Below are 20,620 nucleotides of genomic sequence, written 5' to 3' on the forward strand. Positions count from 1 at the left end.
ATAAAGGCAAATTAAAATAAAAGTATTAAATTGGAAAATGTTAAATTAAAAAGTATTAAATAAAAGTAGAAATTAAAAAAAGAACTATATACATTTTATAATCAAGCATGGATAATAACTTGAAAATAATTATGTAATATAGTTCTTTTTCTATATTTAATCTTATATTTTATAATAATATTTGTATTAAATGTTTTTTAGTGTTATTATTGTTTAAATTCTATATCATTAAATATAAAATCATGTAATATATCTAAAGTATCTGGATCAAATCTAAGAACCCAACCAGCTTTTCCATATATACCACCTGTACTATGAATTTCATCATCAATAGGGAATTCAAATTGTTTAACATTTAAGTCACCCATTTTTAAAACTTGAGCTCCTAGAGAAAGTATTGCATTAGGCTTCATATTAGTTTTAACATATGGAAGAACAGCATCTAATAAACCTGGATATTTAGTAACAGGTAACGTTTCTGTTTTCTTGATTATAGCTTGTATAATCTCTCTTTGTCTTCCATCTCTTGCAAAAGCTGTATCATTATGTCTGATACGTGCAAAAGATAATGCTTGATATCCATTTAAAGTTTGTACTCCAGATTTTCTAATATATTGTATGCTACCTTTATCATCACTTTTATTCCAACCATAAGTTTCAGGAATAAATTTATTTAATTCACGTATTTCTCCTTTTTCAATTGTAACTTCAACGCCACCAATAGCATCAATTATATACATAAATGATTCGAAATTAACACAAGCATAATTTTGAATATCAACATTAAAGTTCTCTTCAATTGTTTGTATTAACAAATCAGCTTGTCCATAAGCATAGGCATGAGTAAGTTTTTGTTTACCATGACCAGGGATGTCTACATAGCTATCACGAGCTAATGATGTAAGTTTGATATCATTATGTTTGTTATCAATAGTTAATATCATCATAGCATCTGACCTTGAAGAATCTTCATTTGGTCTAGCATCTGTTCCCATAAGTAGTATGTTAGTTATCCCATTTTCATTTTTATGGTCATTATTATCTAATAAATCACTATTTATGCTTGAGTCATGAATAGTAGATAATTTATAATAAAAATATCCATAGACGCTTATAGGGAATATTACTACCAAGAAAGCCAGTAGTATAACAAATTTCTTTAATTTTGACAAAAGTACCCCTTCTTTCTTCTTTTTCCTGTATATTTTTTAATAGCATACACTTAATTATATTAAAGTATTGAGATATATTCAATACTTGTTTCAGTTACAAAAAAAAGACAATGGCATAATTTATAAGAAAATTTGTCAATTTATATATAATTAAAAGTATGTGTAGTATACTCTTTAAAAAATTAATTAAATTTTTAAAGAAAAATAAGATTTATATGTTTTTTTACAATAAAAATAAGTACACACCTATCAATTACAAAATAATTTGCTTCTTGAAAGGCATGCACTTACTGTCAAATTCTGTATATAACTTTTTATTAATGTAAATAAATATTTTACTCTTCAACCATAATATCTTCAAATATGAAGTCGTGCATTGCATCTAATTCATATTCTTCAAAAGGAATTACATAGCCTGCACTACCAATTTTTCTACCATTTTCAGTAGAAAGAGGGAATTCCATTGATTTTAAGTCTAAGTTTCCAATACTTAAAAGTTTTGTTCCTAGAGAAATTATTTCATTAGGACTCATATTAGTTTTAACATATGGAAGTATAGTATTAACTAGATTAGGATATTTGGTAACTGGTAAATCCTTAACACCATTTATTAAACTTTGTATAACACTTCTTTGTCTTCTATCTCTCTCATCTGTACTATCATTTTTTCTTATACGAGAAAATGCAAGTGTTTGATATCCATTTAGTTTTTGCTCACCTGAACTTCTTATATACTCAAGAGAGCCTTTGTCAGAATTTTTATGCCATTTATAAGTTTCAGGTATAAATTTGTTTAATTCTCTTATTTCACTCTTATCAACTGTAACAGTAACCCCTCCTAGAGCATCAACTATATCCATAAAAGAGAAAAAGTCAACTACAGCATAATTCTGTATATCTAGTTGGAAATTTTCTTCTATAGTTTCTATTAATAAATTAGCTTGACCATATACATAAGCATGTGTTAATTTTTGCTCTCCATGTCCTGGTATATTAACGTACGTATCTCTATTTAATGATGTTAATTTAAGACTTTTATTTTTATTATCAATAGTTAATATCATCATGGCATCAGAACGAGAAACTTCTTCTCCTGGTCTTGCATCTGTACCTAATAATAATATATTTGTAATATCTTCTTCATTTTTATAGTCATTACTGCTAAGAGCCTCTGTATTTATACTATCATCTTGGATAGTTTTTAATTTAGTAAAAACATATCCGTATACACTGACAGGAAATGCTATGACTAAAAGGGCTAGAAATATAACAAATTTTTTGAGTCCTGACAATAATATCCCCTACTTTCTAAATTTTTTAATTACACATAGTTAATTATATTAAAAAATTGTTACATAAGCAATAAAAAACACAATAAATTAGCATAAGTTTGTCATAATATAATTATTTTTATAATATTTTATAGAAGGAAGTGTGTAGTTATTATTAATTTTCTTGGAATATAATTATATGAAGATTTAAATTTTTATAAATTACTGTATATATTGGAAAAAATATTTTCCTGATTGTAGTTATATCATCTTACAAAAGGTGTAAATTGTAATTTAGAATTTTTGGTGTATAATAGGAATTGAAAATTTAAACTGATAAAAATTAATAAAAAATAATCATAAATTATATAATTTGGGGGAGGAAATGTATGATAAAATTAATAGCAACAGACTTAGATGGAACTTTGTTAGATGAAAAGAGCGAAATAAATCCAGAATTTTATAAAGTATTTAAAAAATTAAGAGAGAGGGGAATAATGTTTTCTGCTGCAAGTGGCAGGCAGTATCAAAATCTTATAAAAAAATTTGAAGATATAAAAGATGATATGATGTTTATCTCAGAGAATGGAACATTAGTAGTATATAAAGGAGAAGAAATATTATCAAATCCTTTGGATAAAGAGTTAGTAAATGAAATCATAGAGACAACAAGAAGTATAAAAGGGAAAAAAATTGTAATGAGTGGTAAAAAATACGCCTATATAGAGAGCAAAGATGAAGCTTTTATAGAAGAAGTTAATACTTACTATGCAAAGTTTAAAATTGTAGATGACTTGACTGAAGTAGAAGGTGATATATTAAAGATAGCTATACATGATTTCAAAGGTGCAGAACATAACAATAGTATCTACTTTGATAAGTTTTCTGATAGAGCTCAAGTATGTATTTCTGGGGTAGAGTGGCTTGACTTAACTGCAAAAGGTGCGAATAAAGGAAGTGCCATAAAAAAAGTACAAAGAATGTTAGATATAAAATATGAAGAAACTATGGTATTTGGTGACCAATTGAATGATGTGGAAATGATGAAGAGTGCTTATCATAGCTATGCCATGGAGAATGCAAATGAGTATTTGAAAGAAATTGCTAGATTTAGAGCAAAAAGAAATACTGAAAATGGTGTTGTAGATAAGATAAAAGAAGTCATAAAAATTGGATAGCCATCTATGATGGTGGTCTAAATGAAAAAGATTATTTTGGCTGGTATAAATGATAAGTTAAAGGAAGCATATAAATTACAGCTTGAAGAAGTATTGGGAGAAATTGCAGAAATAGAAACTAACTATATGATATGTCTGGTGGATATACATTAGCATGGATGACATACTTAGTATTGACTGTAATTATGGTCGATTTGATATTAATAAGTTTAGTTTTAGGAAAAAAGAAAAATATAAATATCAAAGAGAGTTAAATGATACTAATTGAATAAATAAAAAATATCAATGTAATTTTTGATAAAATAAATTTATTTATATAAAAATTACATTGATATTTAATAAACATCAATAAAGATATTTATTTTTTTATGATACTCAGTATTTTGTCCTCTATTTGAGATACATTTTCTGCGGAAATCAAATAAACATATTTACCTGCTTTTTCAACAATAGTACTGTTTGCTATTTCAGAATTGTTTTTTTCTCCATGTCCTTCTCCAAAAGGTGCTTGAATCATGTCTCTTTTATAATTTTCTAGAGTTTTATAGATTTTATTTACATCGTCAGTTTTTATGACAATGATATCTTCTAGATATAATTTTTCAGAAGAATTGATTACAAAACCTTGTGTAATGTCTTCTTCTACATCGTTAAAATAATTAAATTCTTTTGCATCAAAAAATTTTGATTCTTTTATAAGCAAATCAGAAGACTTTAATGCTTTTTCAATTTTTGATGTAGAAACGTTTTTATAATCGCTACTTGAAGAACAACTAACCATTCCAAAGGATAAGATTATTGAAAAAAACAACATTAAAATTTTTTTCATGAGAAACCTCCAAGTTTTTTTAACTCTATCTTAATTTAGTTTACTACATAATTATATAAAAATAAATGTATTTAATGTTACAGTTTTGATTAATAATGTAAGAATTTGATAATAATACCTATTAAGAGGTGATTAAAAATGAGAGTACCAAAACATGTAGGAATTATCCCAGATGGAAACAGAAGATGGGCAAGTCAAAATGGAATGACAAAGGATAGAGGATATGAAAGTGGAATAAATCCTGGACTAGAATCTTATAGATTATGTAGAGATTTAGGTTGTGAAGAAGTAACTTTTTATGGATTTACAACTGATAATACAAGACGTCCATCAGTTCAGACAAAAGCGTTTACAAAAGCATGTATTGATGCAGCAAATATATTGATAGAAGAAGGTGCAGCTTTACTAGTTGTTGGAAACACAAAATCTCCAATGTTCCCAGAAGAATTATTACCATATACAAATCGAATTCAAGCTAAAGATGGACAGATAAGAGCAAATTTACTGGTAAATTATGGATGGTATTGGGATTTAAATAATATATCAGGAGTAGAAAATGTAAATAAGAATAACATACAGGATTACATACAGTCATTTGATGTGTCAAGACTGGATTTGATAATTAGATGGGGAGGAAGACGCAGATTAAGCGGTTTCTTGCCTGTGCAATCAATTTATGCAGACTTTTATGTTATAGATAATTATTGGCCAGATTTCAGAGGTGATGATATAAAAGATGCCTTTAGTTGGTATGATACACAAGATGTCACTTTAGGCGGATAATTAAGAAATTTCAGTTTTTAGATTGTAGAGTATTTTAAATTATTGAAAAAAAAACTTCTTGGTGGTAAAATAACACTAATAATATGAAAAAATGTAAAAATCTATACCAAGAAGGGTGAAGAAATGTCGAAAAGCAATAATAACAATAATTCAAGAAACAAATCTAAAAATACCAGCTATCTAAATAGAAAAAAAAGAAAAATAAATAAAAAAAAGTTAGTAGTACTGATTTGCTTTACAGCGTTATTTTTATTTATTGCATTTAAGGCTACTCAAGGTGTAGTAGCTTTGGTCAAAGGGATGGATAAAAATAATAAAGCAAATCAACAACAAAAAGTTGACTCAGAACAATTTGACCTTGGTGATGAAAACGAAAATAAAAACAAAAAATATACTGTCTTTATAGACCCAGGTCATGGAGGAAATGATAAAGGAACTCAAAGTAAAACTAGTAACAGATATGAAAAAGACCTCACTTTACAAATTTCAAAGAAATTAGCAAATAAATTAGCTAAGCAAAAGGACATTCAAGTAGTTGTATCTAGAACTGATGATACATATGTATCATTAATGGATAGAGTAAACTTAGCAAAAAATAGCTCTGCTGATGTACTTGTTTCTATACACTTAAATGCAGAAAAAAATGGAAATACAGCAACGGGTATAGAAACATGGTATAGAAATAAAGCTACAGATGGCTCAAAAGAATTTGCACAAACAGTTCAAAGTACAATAGCATCTTATGTTAAAGTAAGGGATAGGGGAATAATTGAAAATAATTTTGAAGTACTTAGAGAATCAAATATGCCAGCTATATTAATAGAGTGTGGTTTTTTAACAACGCCTTCAGAAGAGCAAAAAATAATAAATGCGAAATATCAAGAGCAACTTACAGAGGGAATTGTTCAAGGTATACTTTCATATTTGGATTCTAAGGGAAACAAATGATTTAATTATTATCTAAATGTAAAAGTTAAATTAAAAATGCAAAGGTGTGAATTATATTAAAAGTATGATTTCATACTGAAAAGATTATTTAGATTCAAGAACTATGAAACTACAGACTGTTTTATGTATGTCTGTCTTCATAGTTTTTTTTGTCAAAATTAGTTGGTATTTGAAAAAAATAGAGAAATAAAATCGTAGAAATGGAGTTATTTATATGTGATTTTAAGTTAGATTGATTTACTAGCAATTGTGCCTTATAATTAATATATAATATAAAAAAAGTTTGATTGTAAAATAATTTAAAAAATAATATAGGGGAATTTATATGAATAAAAAAAGTATAATGAAAATTTGTTGGTTAAATAAAATAGTTTTTATTATAATTGGTGTTTTGGGAATAGTTTTACTTACGAAGCATATTGGAATAGACATTAAGAGTCAAATTTTGCTTTTATTAATCTTATTTAGCATAAGTATGTTTATTTCATACCTTAAGGTTAAGGCATATGAAGACGAAATTAATTTAGATATCACAAGTAATTTGGATAAACTTATAAACATCACTAAGGATGATGACTTTTTACAACATATTCAAAGTTATATATTTGCTAATAAGAGAGAAAATTGTGTGTTAGCATGCTTTGATTTATGCAGACTTAAACTTATAAATGAGATATATGGTTATAAGCTAGGGGATGAAGCATTAGACAATATCTCAAACAACTTAAAAAATTATTTTGGAAATGAAGCTATTTATGGAAAGTTAAAAAGCGATGTCTTTTTATTAATAATAAAACTTGAAGATAGAGATGAAAAGATTCCTAATTTGGCAAACCTTATTAAAAATAAAATTGTGACCTTGAGTCAGATAGATAGTTTTAAAATGAATATAAACATTGAAGCTTCTATTGGTATTTATAAATTTAATAATGATGAAATTGACATAAAAAAAGCCATAGATAATGCTGATATGGCAAGAATTAAATCAAAAGGATTAAAGCATATAGAATATGTTGAATTTGATGATGCTATGGAAAAAGAAATAAAATCACTTATGAAAATAGAACAAGATTTATTTTTAGCTATTAAAAACAAAGAGTTCATAATTCACTACCAACCTAAATTTGATTCAAGTACAAATAAAATTATAGGTTCAGAAGCATTAATAAGATGGATTCATCCAACCTTAGGTATGGTTGCTCCAAATAATTTTATACCTATAGCTGAGAAAAGTGGTTTGATAAATAATATTGGTAGATGGGTGATTGAAGAAGTTTTTATTACTATTGATAAATGGATTTCAGAAGGGATAAATGTTTTACCAGTTTCAATAAATTTATCTAGAGTAGAACTTTATAAGAATGATTTAGTAGATTTTTTTAAGTCGATGTTTGATACATATAATGTTCCTAGAAAACTTGTAGAAATAGAAATAACAGAAACAACAGCTTTAAATGATGTAAAATTTATTAGTGAGAGACTTTATGAAATTAAATCTTTAGGTATGAATATATCATTGGATGACTTTGGCATAGGGAACTCAAATTTTATCAATCTTAAGGGGATACCAGTAGATGTTATAAAAATTGATAGGTCACTTATATTAGATATAGTAACCAACTCAAAAACAAAGGTTATGATAAAAGCCATTGTTAATCTTTCGCACGATTTAAATCTAGCTGTTATATGTGAAGGTGTAGAGGATATGGAACAAGTTAAAGTTTTAAATAATATGGGATGTAATTTTATACAAGGTTATGTATTTTCTAAGCCAATAGATGAATGTAGTTACAAGGAACTTCTTACTGGAAGAAGTAATATAAGTTTAGAAGAGAGTCTTTTGAAAGAATATATGGCAGTTGAGGAGGTGGAATAATGATTTCAGAAGACGTAGATTATGCAATAAGAATTGTAAGAGCTATATTTAATAATGGAGAAAATAATCCAATAGATGTCAAAACAATATTAAAGAATGAAGATATACCAATATTAACACTATATAAACTACTTAGAAAACTTTGTGCAAATAATTTACTTACTTTTAATAAAGAAGATGGAAAGAAATACATGTTAAATGTATCATTGGATACAATAAGTTTGAGAACAATTGTAGAAATAATTGATGGGAAAATATATATAAATAAATGTACTAGATATGTATCTAATTGTAGTAATTGTTTAAAAGGTTGCAAGGTAAATCAGGAATTACTAGAGATAGAAAAAGAAATCTATAAACTTTTATCAAGAAAATCTATAAGACAGATATTAGAATAATAAATTTTTAGCTTAGCTAATAGTTGGAGGTTTTCAGTTATGGATGATATATCTCAAGATAATTTTCTATTATCTAAAGAGTATGAGAATAGTTTAGATGTAGATACTAAAAAAGCAGGTGGAATATACTATACACCTAAAATCATTGTCGATTATATTGTTAAAAAAACCTTGAGAAATCACGATATAATTAAAAATCCATATCCGAGAATTCTTGACATATCTTGTGGATGTGGGAACTTTCTTTTGGAAGTATATGATATTTTATATGACTTATTTGAAAAAAATATTTATGAATTAAAAAATAAATATGATGAAAATTATTGGCAGATTGATAATATACACAATCATATATTGAACTATTGTATATATGGTGCTGATATCGATGAAAATGCTATAAATATACTAAAGGATAGCTTAAAAAACAAAAAGACAACGAATGATTTAGAAGATGAAGGTATTAAAATCAACCTATTTTGTTGTGATAGTCTAAAGAAAAACTGGCGATATAAGTTTGATTACATAGTTGGTAATCCTCCGTATATTGGACATAAAAAACTTGAAAAAAAATATAAAAAATTTCTTTTAGAAAAGTACAGTGAAGTTTATAAAGATAAAGCTGACTTATATTTTTGTTTTTATAAAAAGATTATAGATATCTTAAAATGTGGAGGAACTGGAAGTGTTATAACGCCGAGATATTTCTTAGAAAGTTTGTCAGGAAAAGATTTGAGAGATTATATTAAGTCAAATGTTAATATTAAAGAAATAGTAGATTTTTTGGGTGCAAATATATTTAAAAATATAGGTGTTTCTAGTTGTATTCTTACTTTTAATAAAAAAAAATTGAATGATACGCCTATAGATATATTTAGAATAAAGAATGAAGATGTATCTATAAATAAATTTGAAACACTAGAAGAACTTTTAAATAGTAGTAAATTTGAATATTTTAATATAAATCAAAACTTGCTTTCTGATGAATGGATAATTGTAAATAAGGATAATGAATCTTTTTATAATAAAATACAAGAAAAAGGTAAATATAGCCTAGAAGACATAGCTGTAAGCTTTCAAGGCATAATTACAGGATGTGATAAGGCTTTTATTTTAAGTGAAGGGGATTTAAAATTAAATTTTGTAGATGAGAAGCTTTTAAAAGATTGGATAAAAAGCAAAAATATAAACAAGTATGTAGTAGAGAAAAGTAAATATAAGTTAATATACTCAAATGATATAGATGACGAGGTTAAAAACAAAAAAATACTTGATGAAATTATAGGTGTGTATAAGACTAAATTAGAAAACAGAAGAGAATGTAAAAGTGGAATAAGAAAGTGGTATGAGCTTCAATGGGGTAGAGAAAAGCTTTTTTTCGAAAGAAAAAAGATAATGTATCCATATAAATCCAAAGAAAATAGGTTTGCTATAGATTATGATAATAATTTTTCAAGTGCAGATGTATATTCTTTTTTCATAAAAGATGAGTATTTAGATAAATTTTCATATGAATATTTAGTTGGAATTTTAAATTCTAGTGTATATGATAAATACTTTAAAATAACAGCTAAAAAAATGAGTAAAAATATATATGATTATTATCCTAATAAGGTTATGAAGATAAGAATTTTTAGAGATAATAATTATGAAGCAATAGAGGATTTATCAAAACAAATAATATCAATTTTATTAAATGAAACAATAGACAAAGACAGAGTAGAAAAATTGCAGATAAAAATAGATAAATTAGTAATAGATTCTTTGGGAATATAAATAAGTATGGATATGAAAAAATATGTTGAATGTTAATAATTTATCTAAATTGATAAAGAAAAAGTTAACCATATAAAAAATATTAAAAATATATACTTTTGAATATTTTTTTGATAAAATAAAAATAAATTTGTACAATTTTATTTTTCTCCAATAGCTAAAAGTAGTTTTTTGAATTAATATTTGCTGAGGAATATAAATTAGGAACGCTTTAAATAGTAGGTGATAATATGAAAGGATTAGTTTTAGAAGGTGGAGGAACAAAAGGAGCTTATCAAATAGGTGCGTATAAAGCTTTAAGAGAACTTGGTATAGAATTTCAAGGAGTAACAGGAACATCAATTGGGGCTTTGAATGGAGCATATATAATTCAAAACGATATTGAGGTAATGGAAGATATATGGCTAAACTATGATTATACTCATTTTATGAATATTGACAAAGAAAGCTATGAGAGATTTAAAAATGTAGATTTTACTACGAAAAATATCAATGCAGTTTTTGAACTTATAAATAAAGCCAGAAAAAATGAAGGTATAGATATAAGCCCATTAAGACACTTGATGGAAACTACATTAAATGAAGATATAATAAGAAAATCAAAAAAAGACTTTGGACTTGTTACGGTTTGGTGGGATAAAAAAATTAATCCTCATCCATTGTATATAGAAGATATGCCACAAGGTAGATTGGTTGATTATTTAATTGCTAGTTCTAGTTTGCCTATTTTCCAAACAAATGTAATGGATGATAAATTGTATTTGGATGGAATGTTTTGTGATAATATGCCAATAGGGCTTTTAGAAGATAAAGGATATGAAGATGTTGTTGTAATTAGGTTAATTGATGATTTTCTTGGAAAAATGAACCTAAATAAACATCAAAATATAAATATAAAAACCATAATACCATCAGAATATTTAGGCGGTTCTCTTAATAAAGATAGAGATAATGTAGAAAAAAATATTCGATTAGGATATTTAGATACCATGAAAGCTTATGAAAGATGCGATGGTATTAAGTATTACTTTGATGTAGAGTATAAGTATGATGAAGAGTATTGTTTTGATAGATTTAGAAGAATGAGTAATGAAACAATACAATGTATTTGTAACTTATTGAATATAAAAAGAGATGTTTCGCTTAGAACTGTTATGGAAAATGTAATACCAAAGCTTGGTGAGACACTTGGTTTACCCAAAAATTTTTCATATAAAGATTTATTTTACTGTGTATATGAGAAAAAACTTGAAGAAAATAGTATAAATAGGGTAAAATTATATGATTTTAATAAGGTTATAGATGTTGTAAATACAAATATTGATTCTAATAAGAATTTAGCATCAAATTTTGAAATTAGACCTAAAATCAGTATTAAAAAGAACAAAAACACAAAATTATTGACAAATTGTATTATAAAAGACTTAAAAAGTCAAAGTTAAATAAAAAACAAAAAAAAATTTGTAATTATACTCGAAAAAAGTGTATATTAGTAGTATAATATTTTTGTAGCACTAGTGGGAACAAAAAATGACCATAGGACAAAAAAGTACCACTAAGTGCCATTAAAGTAAAAAATAGGAAAACAATTTTAAAAAATATAAAATGTTAGGTTTATAGGAGGATTTAAAAAATGGAAAAAGTAGTTAGTATCAAAAATGCAAGTGGATTACATGCTAGACCAGCAGGAATGTTTGTTAAGAAGGCTGCTGAGTTTAAATCAACAGTAGAAGTTGTGGCAAAAGACAAAACTGTAAATGCAAAATCAATCATGGGAATAATGAGTTTAGGTTTAGCTCAAGGAGAAGAATTAAAATTAGTTGTAAATGGAGAAGATGAAGAAGTAGCTTTAGCAGCAATGGTTGAATTAGTTGAAAGTGGATTTGGAGAGTAGATATAATAATTTCTAAAAATTTGGTATTTATAATCTAATCATTGCTTAGAGTAAAAGTAACAGAGAAACATTAAAAATATACAGACAAAAGTTTGTAAATATTTAGTTTCTTTGTTACTTTCATGTTTATTTAATCAGAAGATTAAGATTATTATTAATTGGGTATGAAAATATAAATATTTTAAATGATGAAATAAGTAAGATATTTTTAATTATAAATTTGGAATCAAAATACAGAAGATATTTTTAGGAGGTAGGGTTATGGCTTACAAAGGAATAGGAGCTTCTCCTGGTATTGCTTTAGGGAAAGCGTTAGTAGTTGAGCATAGTGAGTTAGTAATTGAGAAAAAAACTATAGATAATGTTGAAGCGGAAGTTGCTAAATTAGAAAATGCAGTTGTAGTTTCTAAAGAAGAATTAATAAAAGTTAAGGAAAAAGCTTCTCAAGAATTAGGAGAAGAAGAGGCAGAAATATTTGAAGCACATTTATTAGTTTTAGAAGACCCAGAGTTAATTGGTTCTGCAATTGATAAAATCAAAACTGAAAATGTAAATGCAGAATATGCTTTAAATGAAATAAAAGAAATGTTTGTTAGTATGTTTGAGTCTATGGACAATGAATATATGAAAGAAAGAGCAGCAGACATAAAGGACGTTACAAATAGAATACTTAGACATATACTAGGAATCAAAGTTGTTGATTTATCTGCTTTAAGTGAAGAAGTAGTATTAATAGCACATGATTTAACTCCATCAGATACAGCAACTATGAACAAAAAAATGGTTTTAGGATTTTTAACTGACATAGGTGGAAGAACTTCTCATACAGCTATAATGTCTAGAACTTTAGAAATCGCTGCAATCGTTGGACTAAGTGATATAACTTCAAATGTTAAAGATGGAGATTTTGTAGTTTTCAATGGAGATACTGGTGAAGTAATCGTTAATCCAGATGAAGAAACTATAAGCAAATACACTGAGTTAAAAGCTAAGTATGAAGAGGAAAGAAAAGCATTACAATTATTAAAAGGAAAGCAATCAGTAACTCTTGATGGGAAACACGTGGAATTAGCTGGTAATATAGGAACTCCTAATGATATAGAAGGTCTAATAAAGAATGATGCTGAAGGTGTTGGTCTTTATAGAACAGAATTTTTATATATGGATAGAGATTCTTTCCCAACTGAGGAAATACAATATGAAGCTTATAAAGCTGTATTAGAAGGAATGGAAGGTAAACCTATAGTTATAAGAACATTAGATATAGGTGGAGATAAAGAGTTAAGTTACTTGACTATGGAACCTGAAATGAATCCATTTTTAGGTTACAGAGCAATAAGACTTTGTTTAGATAGAACAGATATATTTAAGACTCAATTAAGAGCTTTATATAGAGCAAGTGTTCATGGAAGATTGAGAATAATGTTCCCTATGATTTCATCTTTAGAAGAATTATTACAAGCTAAAGAAGTTGTAAAAGAAGTTTTAGCAGAACTTGATTCTGAAGGTATAGCTTATGCTAAAGATGTAGAAATCGGTATGATGATAGAAGTGCCATCTGCTGCTGTAATATCTGATATACTTGCTAAACATGTAGATTTCTTCTCAATAGGAACTAATGATTTAATACAATATACTTGTGCAGTTGATAGAATGAATCAAAAGATAAGCTATCTTTACAATCAATTTAATCCAGCTGTTTTAAGACTTATAAAGACAGTTATAGATAATGCACATAAAGAAGGTAAATGGGCAGGTATGTGTGGAGAATCTGCTGGAGACCAAAAAATGATACCAATACTTTTAGGTATGGGATTAGACGAGTTTTCTATGTCTCCAATATCAATACTTCCTGCTAGAAAATTAATAACTTCAGTTAAAGAAGCGGATATGAAAAAATTAGCTGATGAAGTACTTAATATGGGTACTGCGGAAGAAATAAAAAGATATATTGAAACAACTTTTAACATGTAATTTATAAAATATATAATATGTAATTTACAAACTTATATTATATAAAATATCCATGTAGATATGTTATAAATAATATGAATAACTCAATAAGTAAAGAAAAGCCATAGTTTATTTTATACGCTATGGCTTTTTTATTATTATAAATTAAAATTTATAATACTTTAATTATAGTTTGTGTTTTTTGTAGACTTATTTTTTAGGTAATTGCACCTGAATATGTATTAATGTTATGTGGATGTACTTTTGAAATATGGTAATATATATTAAGGGTGAATGGTTTAAAGAGTATATATTTAACCTCCTATGGCGAAATTCCTCTTCCTCGTCATAGGAGATGGAGGATGTAAGCCTAACCGATAGGTTATTTATTTTACTTGATTTTCAAAAAATGTATTGTATTATAAAATCAGTAGTAAAAACTGAAAGGAAGTAACTACAATGAAATTAGATAGTAATAATCATTAAGTATTTTTGTTACACTATCACTTAGTTATGTGTATAAAATATAGAAGAAAAGTAATAGATAACTCTATATCAGATAGACTAAAAGATATATTTGTAGATATCTCCCCAAATTATGGAGTGGAGTTGCTAGAATGGAATCATGATATTGACCATGTGCACTTGTTATTCAAAGCAAAACCAAATACAGAGATATCTAAACTCCTAAATGCTTATAAATCAGCATCAAGTAGAAGAATAAAGAATGAATTTCTAAGTATTCGTAAGTCCTTATGGAAAGAATACTTTTGGAGCAAAAATTATTGTCTAGTAACAACTGGTGGAGCTCCATTGGATGTTGTAAAATAATACATAGAAAATCAAGGAAAGTAGGGATAATATGCTAAGAGCATATAAATATAGATTATATCCAAATAGCGAACAAAAAGAATATTTTGCTAAAACTTTTGGATGTAGCAGACTTATATATAATCTTATGTTATCCTATAGGATTAAAGCATATGAGGAAAACAAGGACTTAGATATTAAAAAAATAAAATATCCTACACCTGCACATTACAAAAAGGAATATGAGTTCCTAAAAGAAGTTGATAGTTTAGCACTAGCAAATGAACAAATGAATTTAGATAAAGCCTATAAAAACTTTTTTAGAGATAAATCAGTAGGTTTTCCTAAATTCAAATCTAAGAAAATAAACTACCATAGTTATACTACTAACAACCAAAAAGGTACTGTAAGGATTGAAAATGGATATATAAAATTACCTAAACTAAAATCGATGGTTAGGATAAAACAACATAGAATGTTTGATGGAGAAATAAAGAGTTGTACTATATCGAGAACACCAGGTAATAGATATTATATTTCTATATTAGCAGAAACTGAAATAGAGAAACTAAAAACTATTGATAAGAAAATAGGTGTAGATGTTGGATTGAAAGAATTTGCAATATGTAGCGATGGATTTAGAGTAGATAATCCTAAACACTTTAGAAAATCAGAGAAAAGATTAACTAAACTACAAAAGGACTTATCAAGAAAACAAAAAGGAAGCAATAATAGATATAAAGCAAGATTGAAGGTAGCAAGGTTGCATCAAAAGATATCAGACCAAAGAGCAGATTTCCTAAATAAGTTATCAACTAAACTAATACACGAAAACCAAGTTATAGTTATTGAGGACTTGAAGGTAAAGAATATGGTGAAAAATCATAAGTTAGCGAAAGCTATAAGCGAAGCAAGTTGGTCGGAGTTCAGAAGAATGTTAGAATATAAAGCTAATTGGTATGGTAGAGAAATAATAGTAGCAGATAAGAATTTCGCATCTAGTCAATTATGTTCTAAATGTGGATATAAAAATCCATTAGTGAAGAACTTAGGACTAAGAGAATGGGAATGTCCAGAGTGTGGAGCATTCCACGATAGAGATAGCAAGTATCAATCTACTAAACTTAGCCATATAAATGGTAATCATAAGGGTTAGGAACTAGCCCAATAGCTTGGAGATACTGATAACAATAGTTATCTTGACCAAGAAGCCACCACTTCAAACATTACCGTAGGTAGTTAAGTGGATGGTAGTTCACTGATACTAGATTTGAAATGAATTTACCAGATTATATTAATAGCGATACAATTGTATATATAGAAAAAATGGATTTAGGAGAAGAAGAAGAAAAAGATAAAAGAAGTTATAATGTAATATTTGCCAATGATGGGGTAGAAAAGGCTGGTGGAAAATTAGGTTTTTCTGACATTAATATTGATGTTATAAATGATGGTGGAGTGTGGAAAGTATCTGGATTTACGAAATAAATTTAAACTTAAAATTATTAATGTTAAAATTTGATATTGTATTGAAAAATAATTAAAAGTATTTAATAATAGAATTAAGGGTAAAATAAATTAAGAACTTAAGATATTGAATATGAATGTATAATTCTAATGTGATATCCAGATAAATCCTGAATTTAATTTGAGTTTTAATATATATGGTCTAAGGTTTGATTATTAAAGATTTAATTGTAAGTGTTACAGTTGATGATATTGATGTAGAGATTAAAGTTTAGAGTAGAAAGTGCACCTTAAATTTTAAAATGTAAATTTAAAAATGTAAGCTAGTACAATCTAAAAATTATAATCACTCAATAGATTCAGGGATTTATTTGTTTATTATAAATAAGTGGGAGTAGATTTTTCTACTCCCACTTTGTATATTATTATTTAATCAAAAATTATCACATTAAAATCCTAAGATTAGTTGATATTTCCTGCTTTATTAGCAAATAACTCCTTAATAACATTGTTTCTAGTAGCTAAATCTCCATTAGAATTATTTGTTTTTTTCATAATTACAGAATAACGCTTTTTATTTATAAAAAATATTAAAATCTTATCATCATCAAAGTTATATTCTTTGTATCTATCAATAGATTCATAACCTAAATTTAAGATGTTTTTATCTTTTATGCTATCTACATCCAAAACATATGATGGGTCAGCCTTTAGTAATATATTAATTAAACATTTTTCTTCACCAGCACAAAATAAATCAACCTTATTTGATATAGACTTAGATTGTTCTGAAGTTATTTTTACAGGAATAAGATTACTATTGCTATCTCTTAAAAGAGAACCATATGTGTCTTGTTGATATACTAAATTAACTTTTTTCTTAGGAACACTTACCATCTTATCCAAATGTACATAATGATGATTTTCAACAAAGCCTTCATTTAATATTTCAACAAAGTTGTCAATTTTACCTAAACAAAAAGATTCTATAGATTCTTTACAGAATTTATTTGTAAATGGTATAATGTTTACGTTTTCCTCGTCTATATTCCATGCTATAGCATAATCCAATGAATATACTTCTTCCTCTATATCTGCAAAATTATATTGTACTATGTTTCCTTTCAAAATTACTCAACCTCCATCTTATAATATATTTAATATACTTTATAAAACTTATATTATACTTAAATAATATCATAAATTAAATGAATATGATATAGTAAATGATGAAAAAATTGAAAAAAATAACTATAAATGAGTATTAAATATAAATAGTATATACTAATGGGATGAAAAATGTCCACTATTAACTTTATTACCCCGCATGTTTATAATTAAATTATTAATATAAAATAGAATCTATCGACAATGAATGGACTTTTAAAAGAACTTAATATAAAATTAATTAAATAAATACTTAAAAATGATTTACTTTAATGATAAAATCGTATTAAAGGAGGTTAATTTTATGGATATAAAAAATAAAATTAAATCTATGTTTTTGCCAGATAAAGATGACTATTTAGATGATGAAGAATTTGAGGATGATATAAAAATTAATGAGGATAATTCAGAAGAAGATAATAATGTACATTTAAATGACTTAAGCAGAGTGAAATATGACTATAGAGAATTAAAAGACATAGAAAATCAAACTGAAGAAATGTGTTTACTAGCAGTAAGGCAAGATGGTACAATAATAGAATTTGTAAAAGATAAGAATGATAGGGTGTGCATGGAGGCAGTAAAGCAGACTTATAAAGCTCTCAAATACATAACAAATCAAACCGAAGCTATATGTATAGAAGCTGTAAAACAGAATTATAGAGCCTTATATTATGTAAACGACAAGACAGAAAATATATTAATTGAAGCTATAAGAAGTGCATCAACTCATGATGTTATGGAAGTTTTTAGATTTGTTGAAGAGCAGACAGAAGAGGTATGCTTAGAATTAATAGAAAGGGCATCAAAAAATGATGTGGCAGAAATATTAAAGGATATAAAAGAACAGACTCCAACAATATGCTTAGAAGCAGTAAAAAAAGATGGAAAGTCTTTAGCTTATGTTAAGGAACAAAATAATAGTATATGTTTAGAAGCAGTAAAGGAAAACTACAGTGCATTGCCTTGTGTAGGAGAACAGACAGAAGAAATATGTATAGAAGCAGTAAAGCAAAATGATTTTGCCTTGTATTATGTAAATGAACAGACAGAAAAAATATGTATAGAAGCAGTAAGACGAAGTTATATGGCTCTTCAATATGTAAATAAGCAGACGGAAGAAATCTGTTTAGAGGCAGTAAGAAATGATGGAAGAGCACTACAATATGTAAAAGAGCAGACAGAGAATATTTGTTTAGAGGCAGTAAGACAAAATGGGAAAGTATTACAATATGTAAAGAAACAGACAGAAGAAATATGTATAGAAGCTATAAGGGGCTCATTTAAAGATTTTGAAATAAAAGAAATATTGACCTATATAAAGATACTAACAGAAAAAGTATGTTTAGAGGCAGTAAAGCAAAATGGAAATATTCTTAAATATATAGAAGAGCAAACAGAATCAATGTGTATAGAGGCGGTAAAAGAAAATTACAGTGCTATACAATATGTAAAAGAGCAAACAGAAAAGGTTTGTTTGGAAGCAGTAAATCAAAGTTTTGAGGCACTTAAATATGTAAAAGAACAAACAGAGGATATTTGTTTAAGGGCAGTAAGACAAGATTATAGAATGATAAAATATGTTAAAAATCAAACAGAAAAGATATGTTTAGAAGCAGTAAAACAGAATTATAGAGCTTTGGAATATGTAGAAAATCAAACAGAAAAAGTTTGTTTAGAGGCAGTAAAACAGAATAGAAAAGCACTTCAATATGTGAAGCAAAAACAAAGTTAAACATATATATTACGAAAATAAAAGCAAAACTAAGGTATATCATAAAAATAAATATAAAATTAAGGATTTATAATAAAAATAAAAGCACATAACTTATATGCTATAAGTTATGTGCTTTTATGCATATAAAGCTTAATAAAACTCTTTTATTATAACTTTTTTATTATATAAAAAATAACAAAATGATTATATAGGTCTTTTTTTGACCAGTTTTACAATTTCAATAACTAGTTTTGAAAAATATATTGAATTTTCTCAAAAAAGACGCTATTCTATATATGTAAAATTTTTTTCTGGAGGTTATAATGTTTAAGAGATATGCTGATAAAATGACATCTGTTTTAATTTATAACAACATGATAGATAACCATGAATCTAGGGTGTATTCTTATGGATTTGAAATATTAATTGCTTTTATAGTTAATATAACGACCATACTACTCTTAGGTTTTTTATTTGGGAAATTTACATATATATTATTTTTTTTAATATGTTACTGTCCAATAAGGCAATTTTCTGGAGGGTATCATGCAAATAACTATTTTAGATGTCTATTAACCTTTATTTTTATAATCTTATCTACAATATTTATTATAGAAAATCTAAATGTATATTTATTTAAAAATATTATTATGATTATTGCTAGTATTAGTTGGATTGGAATTTGCATCATGTGTCCAGTAGAGCATAAAAGTAATCCTATAAGTGAGATAGAAAAGTTAACTTATAAAAAAATTGCTATATCTATGTCTACAGTAGTCTTGTTAATGACAGTTTCAAGTTTTTCATCAAATGTATTTATGGATTACTTTATATATAGTGCTTTTGCAATGTTTTGGATTTGTATAATGCTAGTATTAGGTAAATTAAAATCTAAAAAGAATATAAGTAAAATGTGTACGAGGGAGAATTAAATTATGAAAAAGTTTATTGTGAAAATTATGAAGTGTGCTAGTTCATTAGCACTGAGTACTGCAATTTTGTCAGCAAATAGCACTTGTCCATGGATTATACATCAACCCAAGGTACCAAAAGAAATTAAGAATTTAAAAAAGATAAATTAAAAACAAGCAATTATTTATATGAAATAATTATAAGAAATATTATGGTTTAATAAATACAAAATAAGCAAATTATTTATATAGAATTATTATAAAAAGAACTTATTATACTTTTAATAAATATAAAATAAGTAATTAGATACAAAAATTTTATTTTATGAGTACATAATATACTTTATTTTTTAATGTATAAGTGTGCTAATTTAGGGGGATATAGTGTATCCATTGAAATGACTTACGAGTAGTAAGTCATTTTTGTATTGTATGTATTTTAAGCAAACTGTATGATATAATGAAGGGTAAAG

At 26.3% G+C, this 20,620-nt stretch carries 20 protein-coding genes; 16 read left to right on the forward strand and 4 right to left on the reverse strand.

Going from position 1 to position 20,620, the window contains the following annotated elements; all coding sequences use genetic code 11:
- Positions 1-206 precede the first annotated feature (206 nt).
- Both IR151_RS10445 and IR151_RS10450 read right to left on the reverse strand, forming a co-directional pair.
- On the reverse strand, positions 207-1,172 hold the full coding sequence (locus tag IR151_RS10445; protein WP_227434467.1) for an LCP family protein: 966 nt from the start codon (positions 1,170-1,172) through the stop codon (positions 207-209).
- Positions 1,173-1,507: 335 nt separating this feature from the next.
- Positions 1,508-2,464 carry an LCP family protein gene (locus IR151_RS10450; RefSeq protein WP_227434468.1) on the reverse strand — a complete coding sequence of 319 codons (957 nt, stop codon included), beginning with the start codon at positions 2,462-2,464 and terminating at the stop codon, positions 1,508-1,510.
- A gap of 368 nt (positions 2,465-2,832) precedes the next feature.
- Between IR151_RS10450 and IR151_RS10455 the strand changes: the two genes are divergently transcribed.
- A complete protein-coding gene (locus IR151_RS10455) occupies positions 2,833-3,621 on the forward strand; it encodes an HAD family hydrolase (protein WP_227434469.1) in 789 nt (262 codons plus the stop codon).
- Between the two features lie 21 nt (positions 3,622-3,642).
- Entirely contained in the window at positions 3,643-3,774 is a 132-nt protein-coding gene (locus IR151_RS20200) for a hypothetical protein (protein ID WP_255621576.1), read from the forward strand.
- Between the two features lie 205 nt (positions 3,775-3,979).
- On the opposite strand, the gene IR151_RS10460 is transcribed toward IR151_RS20200, so the two are convergent.
- Positions 3,980-4,450, reverse strand: coding sequence for a DUF4358 domain-containing protein (locus IR151_RS10460; RefSeq protein ID WP_227434470.1), 471 nt, complete (start codon positions 4,448-4,450; stop codon positions 3,980-3,982).
- A gap of 138 nt (positions 4,451-4,588) precedes the next feature.
- On the opposite strand from IR151_RS10460, the gene IR151_RS10465 reads away from it, so the two are divergent.
- The 11 genes from IR151_RS10465 (at position 4,589) to IR151_RS10515 (ending at position 16,373) form a co-directional block, all read left to right on the forward strand.
- Positions 4,589-5,233: an undecaprenyl diphosphate synthase family protein gene (locus IR151_RS10465; protein WP_227434471.1), complete on the forward strand. Its 645-nt coding sequence runs from the start codon at positions 4,589-4,591 to the stop codon at positions 5,231-5,233.
- A gap of 123 nt (positions 5,234-5,356) precedes the next feature.
- Positions 5,357-6,181: an N-acetylmuramoyl-L-alanine amidase gene (locus IR151_RS10470; RefSeq protein ID WP_227434472.1), complete on the forward strand. Its 825-nt coding sequence runs from the start codon at positions 5,357-5,359 to the stop codon at positions 6,179-6,181.
- A gap of 325 nt (positions 6,182-6,506) precedes the next feature.
- Entirely contained in the window at positions 6,507-8,057 is a 1,551-nt protein-coding gene (locus tag IR151_RS10475) for a GGDEF domain-containing phosphodiesterase (protein ID WP_227434473.1), read from the forward strand.
- Positions 8,057-8,455, forward strand: a complete 399-nt coding sequence (locus tag IR151_RS10480; protein ID WP_227434474.1) for an RrF2 family transcriptional regulator — start codon at positions 8,057-8,059, stop codon at positions 8,453-8,455. Before IR151_RS10475 ends, IR151_RS10480 begins: the two co-directional genes overlap by 1 nt.
- Positions 8,456-8,494: 39 nt before the next feature.
- Positions 8,495-10,228: an Eco57I restriction-modification methylase domain-containing protein gene (locus IR151_RS10485; protein ID WP_227434475.1), complete on the forward strand. Its 1,734-nt coding sequence runs from the start codon at positions 8,495-8,497 to the stop codon at positions 10,226-10,228.
- 230 nt (positions 10,229-10,458) lie between these two features.
- The gene (locus tag IR151_RS10490; RefSeq protein ID WP_227434476.1) at positions 10,459-11,670 is read left to right on the forward strand and encodes a patatin-like phospholipase family protein; all 1,212 of its coding nucleotides are present in this window, start codon (positions 10,459-10,461) and stop codon (positions 11,668-11,670) included.
- 191 nt (positions 11,671-11,861) lie between these two features.
- A complete protein-coding gene (locus tag IR151_RS10495; protein ID WP_003422895.1) occupies positions 11,862-12,122 on the forward strand; it encodes an HPr family phosphocarrier protein in 261 nt (86 codons plus the stop codon).
- A gap of 261 nt (positions 12,123-12,383) precedes the next feature.
- Positions 12,384-14,096 (forward strand): phosphoenolpyruvate--protein phosphotransferase, encoded by a 1,713-nt coding sequence (ptsP, locus tag IR151_RS10500; RefSeq protein WP_227434477.1) that lies wholly within the window; start codon positions 12,384-12,386, stop codon positions 14,094-14,096.
- Between the two features lie 471 nt (positions 14,097-14,567).
- Entirely contained in the window at positions 14,568-14,906 is a 339-nt protein-coding gene (tnpA, locus tag IR151_RS10505; protein WP_227434478.1) for an IS200/IS605 family transposase, read from the forward strand.
- Between the two features lie 31 nt (positions 14,907-14,937).
- Complete coding sequence (gene tnpB / locus IR151_RS10510) at positions 14,938-16,041, forward strand: IS200/IS605 family element RNA-guided endonuclease TnpB (RefSeq protein WP_413927358.1); 1,104 nt, start codon at positions 14,938-14,940, stop codon at positions 16,039-16,041.
- A gap of 119 nt (positions 16,042-16,160) precedes the next feature.
- Positions 16,161-16,373, forward strand: coding sequence for a hypothetical protein (locus IR151_RS10515; RefSeq protein WP_227434479.1), 213 nt, complete (start codon positions 16,161-16,163; stop codon positions 16,371-16,373).
- A 441-nt stretch (positions 16,374-16,814) separates the two neighbouring features.
- On the opposite strand, the gene IR151_RS10520 is transcribed toward IR151_RS10515, so the two are convergent.
- Positions 16,815-17,480, reverse strand: coding sequence for a hypothetical protein (locus IR151_RS10520; RefSeq protein ID WP_227434480.1), 666 nt, complete (start codon positions 17,478-17,480; stop codon positions 16,815-16,817).
- Positions 17,481-17,823: 343 nt separating this feature from the next.
- Here IR151_RS10520 and IR151_RS10525 point away from each other — a divergent pair, with 343 nt between their 5' ends.
- The 3 genes from IR151_RS10525 (at position 17,824) to IR151_RS10535 (ending at position 20,318) form a co-directional block, all read left to right on the forward strand.
- Positions 17,824-19,254 (forward strand): DUF4116 domain-containing protein, encoded by a 1,431-nt coding sequence (locus IR151_RS10525; RefSeq protein ID WP_227434481.1) that lies wholly within the window; start codon positions 17,824-17,826, stop codon positions 19,252-19,254.
- A 305-nt stretch (positions 19,255-19,559) separates the two neighbouring features.
- Positions 19,560-20,168: an accessory gene regulator ArgB-like protein gene (locus IR151_RS10530; protein ID WP_227434482.1), complete on the forward strand. Its 609-nt coding sequence runs from the start codon at positions 19,560-19,562 to the stop codon at positions 20,166-20,168.
- A 3-nt stretch (positions 20,169-20,171) separates the two neighbouring features.
- Positions 20,172-20,318 carry a cyclic lactone autoinducer peptide gene (locus IR151_RS10535; RefSeq protein ID WP_227434483.1) on the forward strand — a complete coding sequence of 49 codons (147 nt, stop codon included), beginning with the start codon at positions 20,172-20,174 and terminating at the stop codon, positions 20,316-20,318.
- Positions 20,319-20,620: the final 302 nt, after the last annotated feature.

Origin of the sequence: Clostridioides sp. ES-S-0006-03, assembly GCF_020662275.1 — a bacterium.
Taxonomy (GTDB): Bacteria; Bacillota; Clostridia; order Peptostreptococcales; family Peptostreptococcaceae; genus Clostridioides.